The 16,303-nt window shown below is 71.2% G+C and carries 13 protein-coding genes; 9 read left to right on the plus strand and 4 right to left on the minus strand.

Annotated elements, in window-relative coordinates; all coding sequences use genetic code 11:
- The first annotated feature begins 39 nt into the window (after positions 1-39).
- Positions 40-1,074: a class II fructose-bisphosphatase gene (gene glpX, locus M878_RS64125; RefSeq protein ID WP_023547042.1), complete on the plus strand. Its 1,035-nt coding sequence runs from the start codon at positions 40-42 to the stop codon at positions 1,072-1,074.
- Between the two features lie 118 nt (positions 1,075-1,192).
- On the opposite strand, the gene M878_RS64130 is transcribed toward glpX, so the two are convergent.
- Both M878_RS64130 and M878_RS64135 read right to left on the minus strand, forming a co-directional pair.
- Positions 1,193-1,570 (minus strand): WhiB family transcriptional regulator, encoded by a 378-nt coding sequence (locus M878_RS64130; protein WP_023547043.1) that lies wholly within the window; start codon positions 1,568-1,570, stop codon positions 1,193-1,195.
- A gap of 174 nt (positions 1,571-1,744) precedes the next feature.
- Positions 1,745-2,479 (minus strand): DUF1707 SHOCT-like domain-containing protein, encoded by a 735-nt coding sequence (locus M878_RS64135; RefSeq protein WP_023547044.1) that lies wholly within the window; start codon positions 2,477-2,479, stop codon positions 1,745-1,747.
- Between the two features lie 180 nt (positions 2,480-2,659).
- Here M878_RS64135 and M878_RS64140 point away from each other — a divergent pair, with 180 nt between their 5' ends.
- The 4 genes from M878_RS64140 (at position 2,660) to M878_RS64155 (ending at position 7,532) form a co-directional block, all read left to right on the plus strand.
- Positions 2,660-4,348, plus strand: coding sequence for a fumarate hydratase (locus M878_RS64140; protein ID WP_023547045.1), 1,689 nt, complete (start codon positions 2,660-2,662; stop codon positions 4,346-4,348).
- Between the two features lie 233 nt (positions 4,349-4,581).
- Positions 4,582-5,217, plus strand: coding sequence for a hypothetical protein (locus tag M878_RS64145; RefSeq protein ID WP_023547046.1), 636 nt, complete (start codon positions 4,582-4,584; stop codon positions 5,215-5,217).
- A gap of 21 nt (positions 5,218-5,238) precedes the next feature.
- A complete protein-coding gene (locus tag M878_RS64150; RefSeq protein WP_023547047.1) occupies positions 5,239-6,822 on the plus strand; it encodes a hypothetical protein in 1,584 nt (527 codons plus the stop codon).
- On the plus strand, positions 6,819-7,532 hold the full coding sequence (locus tag M878_RS64155) for a TIR domain-containing protein (RefSeq protein ID WP_023547048.1): 714 nt from the start codon (positions 6,819-6,821) through the stop codon (positions 7,530-7,532). Before M878_RS64150 ends, M878_RS64155 begins: the two co-directional genes overlap by 4 nt.
- Positions 7,533-7,604: 72 nt before the next feature.
- On the opposite strand, the gene M878_RS64160 is transcribed toward M878_RS64155, so the two are convergent.
- Positions 7,605-8,501 carry a macro domain-containing protein gene (locus M878_RS64160; protein WP_051430085.1) on the minus strand — a complete coding sequence of 299 codons (897 nt, stop codon included), beginning with the start codon at positions 8,499-8,501 and terminating at the stop codon, positions 7,605-7,607.
- A gap of 62 nt (positions 8,502-8,563) precedes the next feature.
- Between M878_RS64160 and M878_RS64165 the strand changes: the two genes are divergently transcribed.
- Positions 8,564-9,952 carry an AfsR/SARP family transcriptional regulator gene (locus tag M878_RS64165; protein WP_023547050.1) on the plus strand — a complete coding sequence of 463 codons (1,389 nt, stop codon included), beginning with the start codon at positions 8,564-8,566 and terminating at the stop codon, positions 9,950-9,952.
- Positions 9,953-10,075: 123 nt separating this feature from the next.
- Here the strand turns inward: M878_RS64165 and M878_RS64170 are convergent, their stop codons facing one another.
- Positions 10,076-11,581: a ricin-type beta-trefoil lectin domain protein gene (locus M878_RS64170; RefSeq protein WP_023547051.1), complete on the minus strand. Its 1,506-nt coding sequence runs from the start codon at positions 11,579-11,581 to the stop codon at positions 10,076-10,078.
- 103 nt (positions 11,582-11,684) lie between these two features.
- Here M878_RS64170 and M878_RS64175 point away from each other — a divergent pair, with 103 nt between their 5' ends.
- The 3 genes from M878_RS64175 (at position 11,685) to M878_RS64185 (ending at position 16,235) form a co-directional block, all read left to right on the plus strand.
- The gene (locus M878_RS64175) at positions 11,685-13,082 is read left to right on the plus strand and encodes a class II fumarate hydratase (protein WP_023547052.1); all 1,398 of its coding nucleotides are present in this window, start codon (positions 11,685-11,687) and stop codon (positions 13,080-13,082) included.
- Between the two features lie 95 nt (positions 13,083-13,177).
- Positions 13,178-13,867 (plus strand): cytidylyl-2-hydroxypropylphosphonate hydrolase, encoded by a 690-nt coding sequence (gene fomD, locus M878_RS64180; RefSeq protein WP_209445525.1) that lies wholly within the window; start codon positions 13,178-13,180, stop codon positions 13,865-13,867.
- 265 nt (positions 13,868-14,132) lie between these two features.
- Positions 14,133-16,235 (plus strand): SpoIIE family protein phosphatase, encoded by a 2,103-nt coding sequence (locus M878_RS64185; protein ID WP_023547054.1) that lies wholly within the window; start codon positions 14,133-14,135, stop codon positions 16,233-16,235.
- Positions 16,236-16,303 lie beyond the last annotated feature (68 nt).

The raw sequence follows: 16,303 nt of genomic DNA on the forward strand, positions 1-16,303 counted from the left end.
CCTCATCCGGCCGTCGTCGTATCAGAAAGGTGCGCTCCGATGACCGAAAATCATCACCTTCCGTCCGAGCTCGATGTTCCCTCCGAGGCTCCCGACCGCAACCTCGCCCTGGAACTCGTCCGGGTGACCGAAGCCGCCGCCATGGCCGCGGGGCGCTGGGTGGGGCGCGGTGACAAGATCGGCGCCGACGGTGCCGCGGTGCGCGCCATGCGGACCCTCGTCTCCACCGTGTCGATGAACGGCGTCGTCGTCATCGGCGAGGGCGAGAAGGACGAGGCCCCGATGCTCTTCAACGGGGAGCAGGTGGGCGACGGCACCGGTCCGGAGGTCGACATCGCGGTCGACCCGATCGACGGCACCACGCTGACGGCCAAGGGCATGCCGAACGCGATCGCCGTCCTCGCCGCCGCCGAGCGGGGCGCCATGTTCGACCCGTCCGCCGTGTTCTACATGGACAAGCTGGTCACCGGCCCGGAAGCGGCCGACTTCGTCGACATCGACGCGCCCGTGGCCGTGAACATCCGGCGGATCGCCAAGGCGAAGAAGGCCATGCCGGAAGACGTCACCGTCGTCATCCTCGACCGGCCGCGGCACGAGGGCCTGATCAAGGAGGTCCGGGAGGCGGGTGCGCGCATCAAGCTGATCTCCGACGGCGACGTCGCCGGGTCGGTCTACGCGCTGCGCGAGGGCACCGGGGTCGACCTGCTGCTCGGTGTCGGCGGCACCCCCGAGGGCATCATCTCGGCCTGCGCCGTGAAGTGCCTGGGCGGCACGATCCAGGGCAAGCTGTGGCCCAAGGACGACGCGGAGCGGCAGCGGGCCATCGACGCCGGGCATGATCTCGACCGGGTGCTCACCACGGATGACCTGGTCTCGGGCGAGAACGTGTTCTTCGTCGCGACCGGTATCACCGACGGTGAGCTGCTGCGCGGTGTTCAGTACCGGTCGGAGACGGCACTGACTGAGTCGATCGTGATGCGGTCGAAGTCGGGGACGGTGCGCAGGATCTACTCCGAGCACCGGCTCAGCAAGCTGCGGGCCTACAGCGCGATCGATTTCGACCGCGCCAAGTAGTTCCGGCGGCTGGTGGCGCGCCTCCTCGGAGGGGGCCGCGCGTCCGTCGGCGAGTGCGGCCCCGCGCCCCTTTCGGCAGGGAAGCGCCCCCGGTGCGGAGGGGGCGCCCCTTGTCCGCTCAGCCGGCTATGCGGTTCGCCGTTGTCGCCCTTGCCGCCTTCTTCAGTTCCATCTCGCGGCGGCGGCGCCTCGCCAGGACCACGCGGCGTTCCGCTGCCGTGAGGCCGCCCCAGACCCCGTACGGTTCGGGCTGGAGGAGGGCGTGCTCGCGGCACTCGACCATCACCGGGCAGCGGGCGCAGACGCGCTTGGCCGCTTCCTCCCGGGACAGCCGGGCGGCGGTCGGCTCTTTCGAGGGGGCGAAGAACAAGCCGGCCTCGTCGCGACGGCACACCGCCTCGGTGTGCCAGGGAGCATCTTGATCCCTGTCTCGCGCTGGCACCCGCTGCGCCGGGACGGCAGCGATCTGCAGGGACGAATGCGGCGGTTGCAGCACGGTCTACTCCTGACGACGGCTTCGCGAGCGAGAGACGATGCAGCAAGGCCTACCCGCTGTGCGCGCGCCTATGCACAGCGTTCCGAACCGCAGGCGTACGGCGGCTCGTTCGCGCCCCTGCCGCGATGACCGGGGCGGAGCGGAACCTTCCGGTCACCGGCGGATTCGCGAGCGTCAACGGCCCAGGTGTTTGCGCATCTTCCGGTCGACCTTGTCCTGGACCCGCTCCAGCTTCCGGTCCACCTTGCTCTGCACCCGGTCCAGGATGTCCGCCACGCGCTTGCCGCGCTTGGGGCGCGCCTCGACATTGCCGAGCACGGCCCAGCCGTCGACGTAGACGACCGGCGCGTCGGAATCGACCGAATCCAGCGTGTCCACCTCGAAGTTGCCGAGGACACCGCCGCCGGTGCCGCGCAGCGACACGTTCTCCGGGACGCGGATCTGGACGTCGCCGAAGACCGAGATGGCCTTGATCACGACCTGCTGGTACTCGAATATCGCCTCGCTGAGGTCGATCTCGACGCTGCCGAAGACCGAGTACGCATGCAGGCGGCGGCCGGCGCGCCAGCGGCCCCGGCGCACCGCGCTGCTGAAGACGGCGACCACGTTGGCATCGGCCTCGGCCGGGATCGCGCCCGGGGCGGGGCGGGGCGGGACCGGCGTGTAGGCGGGGGCGGCGGGGCCCTGGTGGGCGGCGGGCAGGTCCCGGATGAAGACCTCCAGCTCGCCCACCGTCTTGGCGTGCAGCACTCCTTCGACGCGCTCGGCGTGCTCGTCTGCGGTCAGCCGGCCCTCGGCGAGGGCCTCGCGCAGGATGTCGGCGACCCGGTCGCGATCGGCGTCCGAGGCGCGCAGTTCGGTGACGCCCGGTGCGGCGTCCTGGGTACGGGCGGGCTTCTGAAGGTCCACGGCAGCAGCGTACCGAAACGCGATAGATCGCGACTACCCCCTATGCCGGCCTGTGGAAAACCCGCACCGCACGCGAACTGAGCCTTACCTCACAGGTGCCGTGTCAGCGGCAGGTTCTACGCTGGTGAGGCCCGCCAGCGTCGGCGGGCGGCCGTCCGTCACAGTGAGGAATGGGCTGAGATGCCGAGTAGTTCCCCCCGCCCAGCGTTCGCGTACACCGATCTGCTCCCCCAAGGAGAGGACACCACCCCGTACCGGCTGGTGACCTCCGAGGGTGTGTCCACCGTCGAGGGACCGGACGGGCGGACGTTCCTCAAGGTGGAGCCGGAGGCGCTGCGCAAGCTGGCCGAGGAGGCCATCCACGACATCCAGCACTACCTGCGCCCCGCGCACCTGGCTCAGCTGCGCCGCATCATCGACGACCCCGAGGCGTCCAGCAACGACAAGTTCGTCGCCCTGGACCTGCTGAAGAACGCGAACATCGCGGCGGCCGGTGTGCTCCCGATGTGCCAGGACACCGGCACGGCGATCGTCATGGGCAAGCGCGGACAGAACGTGCTGACGCAGGGCCGCGACGAGGAGGCGCTGAGCCGCGGCATCTACGACGCCTACACCGAGCTGAACCTGCGCTATTCGCAGATGGCTCCGCTCACCATGTGGGAGGAGAAGAACACCGGCTCCAACCTGCCGGCCCAGATCGAGCTGTACGCGACCGACGGCGGCGCCTACAAGTTCCTGTTCATGGCCAAGGGCGGCGGAAGCGCCAACAAGAGCTTCCTCTACCAGGAGACGAAGGCGGTCCTGAACGAGGCCTCCATGATGAAGTTCCTGGAGGAGAAGATCCGTTCGCTCGGTACGGCCGCCTGCCCGCCGTACCACCTGGCGATCGTCGTCGGCGGCACGAGCGCCGAGTACGCGCTGAAGACCGCGAAGTACGCCTCCGCGCACTACCTGGACGAGATCCCGTCCGAAGGCTCGGAGCTCGGCCACGGCTTCCGCGACAAGGAGCTGGAGGAGAAGGTCTTCGAGCTGACCCAGAAGATCGGCATCGGCGCGCAGTTCGGCGGCAAGTACTTCTGCCACGACGTCCGTGTGGTCCGGCTCCCCCGGCACGGCGCGTCCTGCCCGGTCGCCATCGCCGTCTCCTGCTCGGCCGACCGCCAGGCGGTCGCGAAGATCACGGCCGAGGGCGTCTTCCTGGAGCAGTTGGAGACCGACCCGGCGCGCTTCCTGCCGGAGACCACCGACGAGCACCTGGACGAATCCGGTGACGTCGTCAAGATCGACCTGAACCAGCCGATGGACACGATCCTCTCCGAGCTGACGAGGTACCCGGTCAAGACCAGGCTCTCGCTCACCGGCCCGCTGGTCGTCGCCCGTGACATCGCGCACGCGAAGATCAAGGAGCGGCTGGACGCGGGCGAGGAGATGCCGCAGTACCTGAAGGACCACCCGGTGTACTACGCCGGTCCGGCGAAGACCCCCGAGGGCTACGCCTCCGGTTCCTTCGGTCCCACGACGGCCGGCCGCATGGACTCCTACGTGGAGCAGTTCCAGGCGGCGGGCGGCTCGAAGGTGATGCTCGCCAAGGGCAACCGCAGCAAGCAGGTCACCGACGCGTGCGACGCGCACGGCGGCTTCTACCTCGGCTCCATCGGCGGCCCGGCCGCCCGCCTCGCCCAGGACTGCATCAAGAAGGTCGAGGTCCTGGAGTACGAGGAGCTGGGCATGGAGGCCGTCTGGAAGATCGAGGTCGAGGACTTCCCGGCGTTCATCGTGGTGGACGACAAGGGCAACGACTTCTTTCAGGACCCGGCCCCGCAGCCGACGTTCACGAACATTCCGGTACGAGGCCCCGGGCTGGCCTAGCCCCGTCCCGTACCGGGGGGCTCCGCCCCCTGCCCCCTCACAGAGCCCCTGGCCCACCGCCAGGGGCTCTGCCCGTTCCGGCCCGGCCCGACGGCCCGGCCGCCGCACCCGGATCGGAAGCGGTTCGGAAGCGGGGAAAGCAGCTCCGGTCCGGCGGTTGTCGGGCAAGGTATCTGCGTTCGTGCCAAAGAGACGAGCGAGACCCGGCGGTCTGCCGGGAGCTGCGAGGACCCATGAACCACACATACAGGCCGCTCAGCCTGTTACCCGCCGCCGGCCAGGAGCGGACGTACGCGCTGATCATCGCCGGTGTCCCGCTTCTGCTGATCCTGTTGACCTGCTTCCTGCCCCGACTGGCCTCGGACAGCGGCGGATCCGCGAGCACCGCCGTGGACGGTCAGGGCGGCTACTCGTACCAGCCGCCTTCCTACGAGCCCTCCCTCCAGCCCTCCTACGATCCCTCCTCCACGGCGCCGGTGACGCCGGACTTCTCCACGGCGCCCACCTCCGGTACCGACGCCACCACCGGCCTCTCCCCGAGCCCGGCGGGCACCGGGGACACGACGGGCACGGCGGGTGCGGACGACCCCGGCGCGACGGTCACCAAGTACTTCGCGGCCATCAACAGCCGTGATTTCCAGACCGCTTGGGACCTCGGCGGCAAGAACCTCGACTCGTCCTACTCCGCCTTCGTCTCGGGCTTCGAGGGCACCGAACGGGACGACTTCACGGTCGGCTCCGTCGACGGCACGACCGTCTCGGTGAGCCTGGTCGCCACACAGACGGACGGCACGCACAAGTCGTACAGCGGCCGGTACACGGTGGTGGACGGGGTCATCACCGACGCCTCCCTCACCCCTGCCGGCTGAGCAGAGCGGAGCAACGAAGACATGGCCAGTGACATCCTTTCCCGCTCCGCTCCGCCGCCGGAGCCGACCGGGTCCGCCCCGGGCCGCACGGCCGGGGACGCCACGAGCAACGCGACCCGGCTGCTGTGCGCCGGCACCTACCTCGACCCGGTCTACCGGGCCACCGTCATCCGCGAACTGCTGACCCACCGCTTCCGTGTGGTGGCGCCGTCGTACGGCTACGACGCGGTGCCCGTGCTGGCGCACGCCCTGGCGGCGCGCCGGCTGCACCGCGCCCGGCTGGCCGTCCTCGGCGCGGGCCTCGTCCTGACGGTCGTCCTCATGGGCACCGGCGTCCTCAACGCGGTCGCCGGGTGGCTGAGCGCGCTGTGGCTGGTGTGGGTCAGCGCGTATCTGCGCCGGGTCGTGACCCTGCAGACCCTGATAACCCGGCTGCGCCGTACCGACCCGGCGACCCCGACGAGCGGCTTCGACGGCGCCTACCCCGAGCACCCCCGGCTGACGGCCGAACTCGTGGCCAAGATCGACCGGGAGCAGATGGCCGACGGCAGTCTGATCCGCTATGGCGGCTACAAACCGTTCGTCGGCGCGGGCGAGCCGGTGCGGCGGTGGTCCACCGCCGAGCTGCTGATCGGAGCGCCGGCCCCCGTGTTCGAGCAGCACCAGCGCTTCCCGGGCGTGCCCCCGGCCGCCGCGGGCGGCCAGGAGCCGAGGCGGAAGGAGGTCATCGCCTTCACCGCCGACGAGATCACCGCCTATGTCGCCGACCGCATGAGCGCGGACCTGCGCGACCGGGCCCGGCAGTCGGAGCGCATCGACGGACTCGCCGTCGAGCGGAGCACGTTCACCACCGCCGTCACGACCCGGCTCGGGGCGTGGGAACCGGCCCGGGAAAAGCGCGACGGCCACTGGGAGGACGGCTACGACTCACCGCGCGCCTACCTGTGCGTGCGGGTGGGCACGTGGAACCAGGAGCTGGTGACCACGGCGTTCGTCGGCTTCGACCTCAAGGGCAACACCCTGCACACCGAGTTCTACTCGTATGTGCTGGCGCCGATCCAGGCGAGCTTCCATCTGGTGGACCGGCTGCCCGCCGCGCTGAACGGCCGTCTGCTGCTCAAGGTCGCGTGGCACACCCTGCGCAGCACTCCCGAGGCCGCGCTGCGCCCGGTCCTCGGCCGGCTGCGCTCCTGGCTGCCCGGCCTGCTGCCCTGGCGGTGGGGCAAGGTCCGGATCCAGGTGCTGCAGCCGCCCGACACCAGCGAGTTCCGCCTCGGCCGCTACGCGGACACCGTGCTGAACCGCGGGGCGCTCACCAGCATCCGGGAGATGGCGACCAGCGACGACTTCCACGTCTTCTTCCAGGAGACGGACACGATCAAGTACACGCAGATCGTGGAGCGCCAGCTGCTGCAGGTCATCCGTGACTTCCTGTACGAGCACGACGTGGATGTGGCGGAGCACGAGGCCCGCCAGACGAACATCCTCAACTCCTATGGAAACAACAACAACTTCGTGAACAACAACAACGGCGGCACCGTCAACTCGGGGACACAGAACTTCCCTCGCGGTCCCGAGGGCGGGCAGGGGGCGGGAACCTCATGACCAACAGTCCCGGCTTGGGGCACCACAGCAACTACGTGAACAACAACAACGGCGGCAACGTGAACTCCGGGACGCAGAACTTCCACGGCGGCACGGCCGCGGCCGCCACTCCGGCCGCCCCGGCCGAAAGTGGTCCCGGTCCCTCCCCGGACCGCAGCCGCAACGTCTTCGTCGTCCACGGACGGGACGAGGAGGCACGGCTCAAGGTGTTCGACCTGCTGCGTCTGCTGGATCTACGGCCGCTGGAGTGGGAGGACCTGGTCAGAGCCACCGGCAAGACGGCGCCGTTCCTCGGCGAGGTCATCGCGCAGGCCCCCGCGCAGGCCCAGGCGGCGCTGGTGCTGCTCACCCCGGACGACATCGTCCAGCTGCACCCGGAACTGCGGGGTCCGAACGAGCCGCCGTTCGAGAGCGAGCCGACCGGGCAGCCCCGGCCGAACGTACTGATCGAACTGGGCATGCTGCTGATGGCCTACCCCGAGCGCACGCTGCTGGTGGAGATCGGCACGCTGCGCCAGATCTCCGACATCGGGGGCATGAACGTCATCCGGTTCGACGGCTCGGCGACCGCTCTCGGCAAGATCGTCGAACGGCTGAAGCTGGCCGGTTGCCGGGTCAACGACACCGGCTCGGACTGGCGCCAGACCTGGCCGTACCGCCATCTGTCGGCGTACGCCCGCTCCGGGCGAGCGGTACCGCCGGCCCGCTGAGGCCGCGGTACGGGCCCGCTGGCCGGGGGACGGGCCCGTACCGCTCAGGCGATCCCCTGCGGGTGCCCGGCGTCAGAGGTGACGGCGGGCACCCGCTGCGAGGCCGGCCAGGAACGCGCCGGTCTCCGGCAGGTCGATCCGGTCCAGCTCGCCGGAGCGGATCACCACGTGCAGTTCGCGGCAGACCAGCCGCTCCCACGAGTGCGTGACGATCGACAGCAGGATCAGCCGCAGCAGGCTGTCCTCGTCGAGGTCGTGCAGCCGGGCGAGCCCCGCGCCGGTCAGCGGCATGGTGACGCGCTCCAGCTGGGCGTGCCGGCGGACCGCGTCCCACAGCCGGTCCAGGCCGAACCACAGGTCGTGCACGCTGGAGGAGGCGACGCAGTCGTCGCCCATCCGGCTGTAGGCGACGGCGAAGACCAGCTGGGGCCTGGTACCGAGGACGGCGACGGTCCCGGACGGATACCGGTCCCGTTTGCCCCGCGGCTTGTCCTCCACCCGCTCCCGCGCCACCGGAGCCGTCCCGTCCAGCGCCACGGCCAGCTCCGCGTCCAGCCGCCGGGCGTCCCCCGCGTAGCGGCGGCTGAGCAACTGCCCTTGCACACTCGCGTCGTTGATGACGACGGCGTCGTGCACGAGGGTGTCGAAGGTGTCGGTGAACCCCACCACCAGATGACCCGGCTGGTCGAAGAGGTCGCCCTCCTCGACCACCACGGTCATACCCGGGCGCCCGAACTCCTGCCGTACCGCGGACTGAGGGCGCGCCCGGGCCAGTCCCCAGGCCAGGCACAGGGCGACGGAACCGGCCAGGACCGGCCCCGGAGGGGACACGGCGGCCGGGAACAGCTGCCCCACGAACTGCACGACGGCCGACACGGCACCGAAGGCCGCCAGCACACTGCCCGCGAACGCCCGTCGCCCGCGCCGCGACCATCGCGGGCCGGCCGGCCGCGAAACGGACAATCGCATGTTTCCCTCCAGGTCCTGTTGCTACGCTGACGCACAGTCACGCGGCGGAGGGGGCGAAGCGCGTGCAGATCGGCATTCCGCGCGTACGCGTGAGCGTCCTGGGTCCCGTTCGGCTGGACGTGAACGGCACTCCGGTACGCCTCACTCCACTGACGGCCCGTCTGCTGGTCCGGCTGGTCGCGGCCGACGGTGAGGCCGTGACCGCCCGTCGGCTGTACCGGGACGTCTGGCAACAGACCGTCGAACTGCCGCGCCAGGAGCCGCGCAACCGCAACGAGGTGCAGAAGCGGATCCTGGAGCTGCGGCGCGCGTTCGACCTCGCCGGGCCGGGGTACGGCGCCCGGATCATCCGCACCGGACAGCTGCCGTCCGCGCGCGGCGCCCAGAGCACCTATCAACTGGACCTCTCCGACGACGAGTTGGACAGCGCCGAGTTCACCCGGCTGGTCGGCGACGCGCTGCACGCGGCACCGGCCTCGGCCGTCCGGCTGCTCGCGGACGCACTGCGGCTCTGGCGCGGCCGACCGCTGACGGAGGTGCACGACGAGGACTTCGCGCTCGCCCCGGTCCGGCGGCTGACCCGGCTCCGGGAGACCGCGCGGCGCGAACTGATCAACGGACACACCGCGCTGGCCCGCTACGACCTCGCCCTGCCGGTGGCCGAACAGACCGTCCGGGAACGGCCCGACGACCCCGAGGCCGCCGCCGTCCTCGCCCGGCTGAACGCCCGGCTGCGCGAGCGACACGGCGACGAGCTGCTGCGCCACACCCTGCGCGGGCTGCGGGTGGACGTGGTCGTGGTGCGCGGTGACCTGTTCGACCAGGAGGACGCCAACCTCGTCGTGGGGTTCTCCGACACCTTCGACACCTTCGCCGACGACGTCGTGATCAGCCGGGAGAGCGTGCAGGGCCAGCTGGTCGACCGCCTCTTCCAGGGCCGGCACCGGCTTCTGGACGACAAACTGCGCCGCGGGCTGGGCGCGTTCACCCCGCTGGGCAGGGAGAGCGTCCACACGAAGCGGCGCGGCCGGCGCACCCGTTTTCCCATCGGCACGGTCGTGGCGGTGCCCGTCGGCAGACGCCGGGTCTTCGCCATGGCCTACTCCCGGCTGGGCAACGACCTGCGTGCCCGGTCCGGACCGGCGGACCTGCGGCTGAGCCTGGAGCGGCTGTGGCCGTCGGTCGCCCGGCACGGGCTGTTCAAACCGGTGGCGATACCGCTGATCGGCGCGGGTCTGTCCCGCATCGTCGAACTGGACCGCACCCAGCTCGTGCTGCTGATCGTCGAGACCTTCACCGAGAGCCTGCGCCAGGACCCGGCCGCCTGCCCGGAGCTGCGTGTCGTCATCCGCGCCGACGAGCTGGAGCGGACCGACCTCTCGGCGGTCGAGGCGTATCTGCGCGGCGTCGACGTACGGAGCCCGGCCTTCCCGCCGGCCAAGGTGCGCTGATCGGCTCACCCCTCCAGCGAAGGCCCGCGCCCGCTTCCGGCGACAGTCACCGCCCGCTTCCGGAACGCTTCCGGAAGCGGGCAGCGGATCACTTCTCGGCCGACCCGGTCGGGTGGTGGTCGGTCAGCTGAAGTGCTGGGCCGCCGAGCCGTCGCAGGTCTGCAGCCGGACCCGGTCTCTCGCCGCCGCCTGGGTGAGGCACAGCGCCGGTGCCGCCGCCGGCCGTATCGTTCCCGCCTCCCGGACGAACTGCTGGTTGGTGCCGCCGTGGCAGTTCCAGATGATCAGGCCGGTGCCGGCGGTGTAGGACGCACCCGGTACATCCAGGCACCGGTCGTGGGTCAGCTCCAGATGGAAGGAGCGCTGCCCGGGGTCGTACCACCAGCCCTGGTTGCGGCCGCCGTGGCAGTCCCAGCCGAGCACCTCCGTGGCGTTCGCGCTCGAACCTCCCGACGCGTCCAGGCAGTTACCCGTGGCCTGGTCCGTCAGCGGGCGGAACGCGTCGTCCCAGGCGCCCGGGTACAGCTTCGGGCTGCCGGTGCTCGCCGGGTCGGCGCAGCCCGCCTCGCGGTAGCCGGAGTCGTAGAACTGCGTCAGGCAGGACGCGAAGGCGCCGTGGCCCCGGTAGTTGGGGTGGAAGGACTGCCGTACCGAGTTGGAGTCGGGCGGGAAGGGGTTGGTGAGGTCGATGTACAGGCCGCGCGCCCAGGTGTCCTCCATGCAGACCTCGTGGCCGTGGAAGAGCCGGGAGTCGTCGAGGTAGTACGCGCCGCTCTGCTCGGCGGCCTCGCGCATCCCGCGTTCGAAGAGCGGGACGGCGGTGTTCCGGCCCCAGGCGGCGTCGGAGTCGTAGCCCATGCAGCCGCCCGCCAGCTTGCCCGGGAAGTTCGGGTTGTCGTGGATGTCGGGGCCGATCGGGCTCGGATAGCCCATGAGGACGAGCTTGTAGTCGCCGTCGCCGTAGCCCGCGTCGCGCATGACCGTCTTCAGGTCGGCGACGGTCGCCTCCACCTTCGGGACCAGCCCGTCGACTCGGGCCTGCCAGCCGGGGTCGTATTTCGGCTGGCAGGGGCCCTGGAGGGTGACGTAGCGAGTGACGCAGTCGGTCATGACGGGGCCGAACTGGAGGTCGTCGTTGGCGCCGATGACCAGCACGATCATCTTGATCCGGGTGTTGCGGGCCTTGATGGCGAGGCTGTCGCTCTGCACGAGTTCGTCGGCGTACTGCTTGCTGCCGCCGATACGGATGTTGCCGGTGGAGGCACCCGAACAGGCGACGTTGTAGGTGACGTCCGCGGGGATGCCGGTGCGGTGGATGGCGGAGTCGGGCGAGCGGTGGCACCAGTTGTCGGGGCCGTCGGTGCCGGCCTCGTAGGTGCCGACGCCCTCGCCGGAGATCTCGCTGTCGCCGAGGGAGATCAGGGCGCTCTTGCGGTCGGCCAGGGGCCGCTCGGCCGGGTCGCCGTAGAGGGCCGTGGCCTCGGCGGCGCGGACGCGCTCCAGGTCGGGCGGCAGCGCGGTGGCGGTCGGGGCCGCGTGGGCGGCGGGGGCCGTGAGGCCCGCGAACACGGTGGCGGCCGCCGCGACAGCGACGGCCGTCCCTCTGATCCTGGATCTGAAGCGGTGCATGACGCCTCCCCGAAGCAGGTATTACCCCGGGTATTTACTGGCGGGTAGTCCCATAGGGAATACACATGCGGCGACATGTGCTCACTTTTTCGGAGGTACGACGATGACGACGGAAGAGCCGCGGTACCGGATCGAGCACGACTCGATGGGCGAGGTCCGGGTCCCGGCCCATGCCAAGTGGCGGGCGCAGACGCAGCGCGCCGTGGAGAACTTCCCCGTGTCCGGGCAGCGGCTCGAACGGGCGCACATCGAGGCGCTGGCCCGGATCAAGGCGGCCGCGGCGAAGGTGAACGCAGAACTCGGCGTGCTGGACAAGGAGGTGGCCGAGGCGATCCAGGAGGCCGCGGCGGAGGTCGTCGAGGGGACGTGGGACGAGCACTTCCCGGTGGACGTCTTCCAGACCGGGTCCGGGACCTCGTCCAACATGAACACCAACGAGGTCATCGCGACCCTGGCGAGCGAACGGCTCGGCCGGGACGTACACCCCAACGACCACGTCAACGCCTCGCAGTCGTCCAACGACGTGTTCCCGTCATCGATCCACATCGCCGCCACCGCGGCCGTCACGCACGACCTGATCCCGGCGCTGGAGCACCTCGCCGACTCCCTGGCCCGCAAGTCCGAGGAGTTCGCCGATGTCGTGAAGTCCGGGCGGACGCATCTGATGGACGCCACGCCCGTGACCCTCGGCCAGGAGTTCGGCGGGTACGCGGCCCAGGTGCGGTACGGCATCGAGCGGCTCGAGGCCTCCCTCCCCCGCCTCGCCGAGCTGCCGCTGGGCGGCACCGCCGTCGGCACCGGCATCAACACCCCGCCCGGTTTCTCCGCCGCCGTCATCCAGGAGGTCGCCCGTACCACCGGGCTGCCGCTCACCGAGGCCCGCGACCACTTCGAGGCGCAGGGCGCCCGGGACGGGATCGTGGAGACCAGCGGGCAGCTGCGGACCATCGCGGCCGGGCTGACGAAGATCGCCAACGATCTGCGCTGGATGTCCTCCGGGCCGCGCACCGGGCTCGCCGAGATCCGGCTGCCCGATCTGCAGCCGGGGTCGTCCATCATGCCGGGCAAGGTCAACCCGGTCGTACCGGAAGCCGTGTTGATGGTCGCCGCGCAGGTCGTCGGGAACGACGCCACCATCGCCACCGCCGGAGCCGCCGGGAACTTCGAGCTGAACGTCATGCTCCCGGTCATCGCCAAGAACGTGCTCGAATCGATCCGGCTGCTCGCCAATATCTCGCGGCTGCTGGCCGACCGGACGGTCGACGGCATCACCGCGGACCGGGAGCGGACCCGCGAGTACGCCGAGTCCTCCCCGTCCGTGGTCACCCCGCTCAACAAGTACATCGGCTACGAGGAGGCCGCGAAGGTCGCCAAGAAGTCCCTCGCGGAGCGCAAGACGATCCAGCAGGTCGTGCTGGAGGGCGGGTACGTGGAGCGCGGCGATCTGACGCTGGAGCAGCTCGACGAGGCGCTGGATGTCCTGCGGATGACGCGTCCGTAACCGCGAGCGAACATTTCCGGCCACCGACCGCCTGGCCGCGCGGAACCGTGGTGTGCGCCGCAGCGTCGTATGCCTGCGGCACCTAATATCTGTCCATGACGGACGACGGAGCGATGACACGCGTGGACGCGGGACCTGCGACGCACTGGACCCCCGGGACCGGGATCCTGTGGCGCTACCGGGAGAACGCCGGCGAGCACTTCCACATCGCCCGGCCCGTCACCGTCGTACGCGACGACGAGGATCTGCTCGCGGTGTGGCTGGCACCCGGCACCGAGTGCATGAAGCCGGCCCTGGCCGACGGCACGCCCGTACATCTGGAGCCGCTGCGGTCCCGCTACACCAAGCCGCGCACGGTGCAGCGGGACGGCTGGTTCGGCACGGGCGTGCTGAAGCTGGCCCAGCCCGGCCGACCCTGGTCGGTGTGGCTGTTCTGGGAGCCGGGCTGGCGGTTCAAGAACTGGTACGTCAACCTTGAGCAGCCCCTGGCCCGTTGGGCGGGCGGGGTGGACTCCGAGGACTACTTCCTGGACATCGCCGTGCACCCCGACCGTAGTTGGCACTGGCGTGACGAGGACGAGTTCGCGCAGGCCCAGCGGGACGGGCTGATGGACGCGGCCACCGCCGAACGGGTCCGGGCGGCCGGGCGGGACGCGGTGGAGGTGATCGAGGCCTGGGGGTCGCCGTTCGCGGACGGCTGGCAGCACTGGCGCCCGGATCCGTCCTGGGCGGTACCTTCTCTCCCCGAGGACTGGGACCGAACGCCCGCGCACGTGTCCTCATGAGACCCTTGATGCGCCCCCGGGCATAAAACGTAGGATCGTCCTCCGCAAGGGCGCACAAGCGCAACTCCCGGAGCATACGCCGGGCCTGACCGAACGTCACCGAGGGGCGGCAGCACGTGAGCGAGGGGTACGACGGCGTAACCACCGCGATCGGAGGCGGCACAGAAACCTCTGAGCTCGCGGCAATTCCGTTCCTGGGGCACGTATTGCGGGTATCGGGACTTCTGCGGGAGCAACTGCGCGCCCGGCGCGCAGTGCCGTACGGATGGATGCGACACGCGTGACGGAGCAGCCCACCTCCTTCGAGCGCCCTCAGGGCGCCGACCCCGCGGAGGGCCGCGGGGCGCTCCGGCATACCCCGAAGCAGCTCGGCGGGTCCGCCGCCTTACCGGTCCAGGCCCGGACCGACGGCACGCCCTCCGGCCCGGGGACGACCGCGCCCTGCGGCAAGGGGAACAAGGGGAAGGAGCACCCAGTCAACGGCCCCGAGCACTCCCAGCCCGCCGCCGCCGAGCCCGGCGCACACCGTCCGCGCCCCGCACCGGAGGGCATTCCGCCGCAGCCCGGCGCCGAGCAGGAGCGGGCGCCGGGCGGTCAGGAGCGCCGTACCGGGCGCCCCCTGCCGCCGGGCCGGCCGACGCCGATGCGGCGCGACGGGGACCGGCTGAGATTCGTGGGCGCGGCCACCCGGCGGATCGCGCGCGGCCTCGATCTGGACGAGATCGTGATGGGCCTGTGCCGGGCGACCGTGCCGACGTTCTCGGACGCGATCCTGGTCTATCTGCGCGACCCGCTGCCGGTCGGCGACGAGCGGCCCACCGGGCCCGTGGTGCTGCGACTGCGCCGTACCGACCGGATACCGGAGGAGCGGGACACCGACGGGGTGCTGCTGCCGCCCGCCTTCGAGCAGGAGCCGGAGCCGAGCGCGCTGGCCGAGCTGTCCTCCCTGACCACCGAGCTGTGCGAGGTGCGCCCCGGTGGCGCGCTGAACGAGGTGCTGCGCGGGGTGCGGCCGGTGTTCGCGGACGCGCCCGCCGCCCGGGCCGCGCTGCCCGAGCTGCTCGGCGAGGGCGCCGAGACGGTCGTACCGTCTGGGCAGCACGCGATCCTCGCGCCGCTGCGCGGCCGGCGCCGGGTGATCGGCGCGGCGCTGTTCCTGCGCCGCCCGGAGCGGCTCGCGTTCGAGGCCGACGACCTGCTGGTGGCGGCCCAGCTGGCGACGCACAGCGCGCTCGGCATCGACAAGGCGGTGCTGTACGGCCGGGAGGCGTACATCGCCGACGAGCTGCAGCGCACCATGCTGCCCGAGACCCTGCCCCGCCCGACCGGGGTGCGGCTGGCCTCGCGCTATCTGCCGGCCGCCGAGACCGCGCGGGTGGGCGGCGACTGGTACGACGCGATCCCGCTGCCGGGCAGCCGGGTGGCCCTGGTCGTCGGCGACGTCATGGGGCACTCCATGACCTCGGCGGCGATCATGGGCCAGCTGCGCACCACCGCGCAGACCCTGGCCGGGCTCGATCTGCCGCCGCAGGAGGTGCTGCACCACCTGGACGAGCAGGCACAGCGGCTCGGCACCGACCGCATGGCGACCTGTCTCTACGCCGTCTACGACCCGGTCACGCACCGCATCACCATCGCCAACGCCGGCCATCCGCCGCCCGTGCTGCTGCATCTGGGCGGCCGGGCCGAGGTGCTGCGGGTGCCGCCGGGCGCGCCCATCGGGGTCGGCGGGGTCGACTTCGAGGCGGTCGAGCTGGACGCGCCCGCCGGGGCCACGCTGCTCCTCTACACCGACGGCCTGGTGGAGTCCCGGCTGCGGGACGTGTGGACCGGCATAGAGCAGCTGCGGGAAAAGCTCGCCGCGACCGCCCAGTTGACCGGCCCCGACCATCCGCCGCCGCTGGAAGCCCTGTGCGACGAGGTCCTGGACATGCTCGGACCGGGCGACCGGGACGACGACATCGCGCTGCTCGCGGCCCGCTTCGACGGGATCGCGCCGAGCGATGTCGCGTTCTGGCGGCTGGAGCCGGAGGAGACGGCCCCCGGGCAGGCCCGCCGGCTGGCCCGGCGCGCGCTCGCCCGCTGGGATCTGGAGGATCTGTCGGACTCGGTGGAGCTGCTGGTCAGCGAGGTCGTGACGAACGCCGTACGGTACGCGTCCCGGCCGGTGACGCTCCGGCTGCTGCGCACGGACGTGCTGCGCTGCGAGGTCGGCGACGACGTGCCGCAACTGCCCCGGCTGCGCCAGGCGCGGGCCACGGACGAGGGCGGGCGCGGCCTGTACCTGGTCAACAGGCTGGCCCGGCGCTGGGGCGCGACCCGGCTGAGCACGGGCAAGGTGGTCTGGTTCGAGCTGAACCGGAGCTGAGCCGCTCCTTTGGATCCAGCCGCTCTTTTGGATCTACGACGCGAAGGGCGCCCGGGGGGTCCCGGGCG

It is taken from the genome of Streptomyces roseochromogenus subsp. oscitans DS 12.976, from assembly GCF_000497445.1.
Taxonomy (GTDB): Bacteria; Actinomycetota; Actinomycetes; order Streptomycetales; family Streptomycetaceae; genus Streptomyces; species Streptomyces oscitans.

Excerpts from the sequence above, each read along its gene's own strand:
- glpX (WP_023547042.1), top strand. The coding sequence starts at position 40 with ATGACCGAAAATCATCACCTTCCGTCCGAGCTCGATGTTCCCTCCGAG.
- M878_RS64140 (WP_023547045.1), top strand. The coding sequence starts at position 2,660 with ATGCCGAGTAGTTCCCCCCGCCCAGCGTTCGCGTACACCGATCTGCTC.
- M878_RS64145 (WP_023547046.1), top strand. The coding sequence starts at position 4,582 with ATGAACCACACATACAGGCCGCTCAGCCTGTTACCCGCCGCCGGCCAG.
- M878_RS64150 (WP_023547047.1), top strand. The coding sequence starts at position 5,239 with ATGGCCAGTGACATCCTTTCCCGCTCCGCTCCGCCGCCGGAGCCGACC.
- M878_RS64155 (WP_023547048.1), top strand. The coding sequence starts at position 6,819 with ATGACCAACAGTCCCGGCTTGGGGCACCACAGCAACTACGTGAACAAC.
- M878_RS64160 (WP_051430085.1), bottom strand. The coding sequence starts at position 8,501 with ATGCGATTGTCCGTTTCGCGGCCGGCCGGCCCGCGATGGTCGCGGCGC.
- M878_RS64170 (WP_023547051.1), bottom strand. The coding sequence starts at position 11,581 with ATGCACCGCTTCAGATCCAGGATCAGAGGGACGGCCGTCGCTGTCGCG.
- M878_RS64175 (WP_023547052.1), top strand. The coding sequence starts at position 11,685 with ATGACGACGGAAGAGCCGCGGTACCGGATCGAGCACGACTCGATGGGC.
- fomD (WP_209445525.1), top strand. The coding sequence starts at position 13,178 with ATGACGGACGACGGAGCGATGACACGCGTGGACGCGGGACCTGCGACG.
- M878_RS64185 (WP_023547054.1), top strand. The coding sequence starts at position 14,133 with ATGGATGCGACACGCGTGACGGAGCAGCCCACCTCCTTCGAGCGCCCT.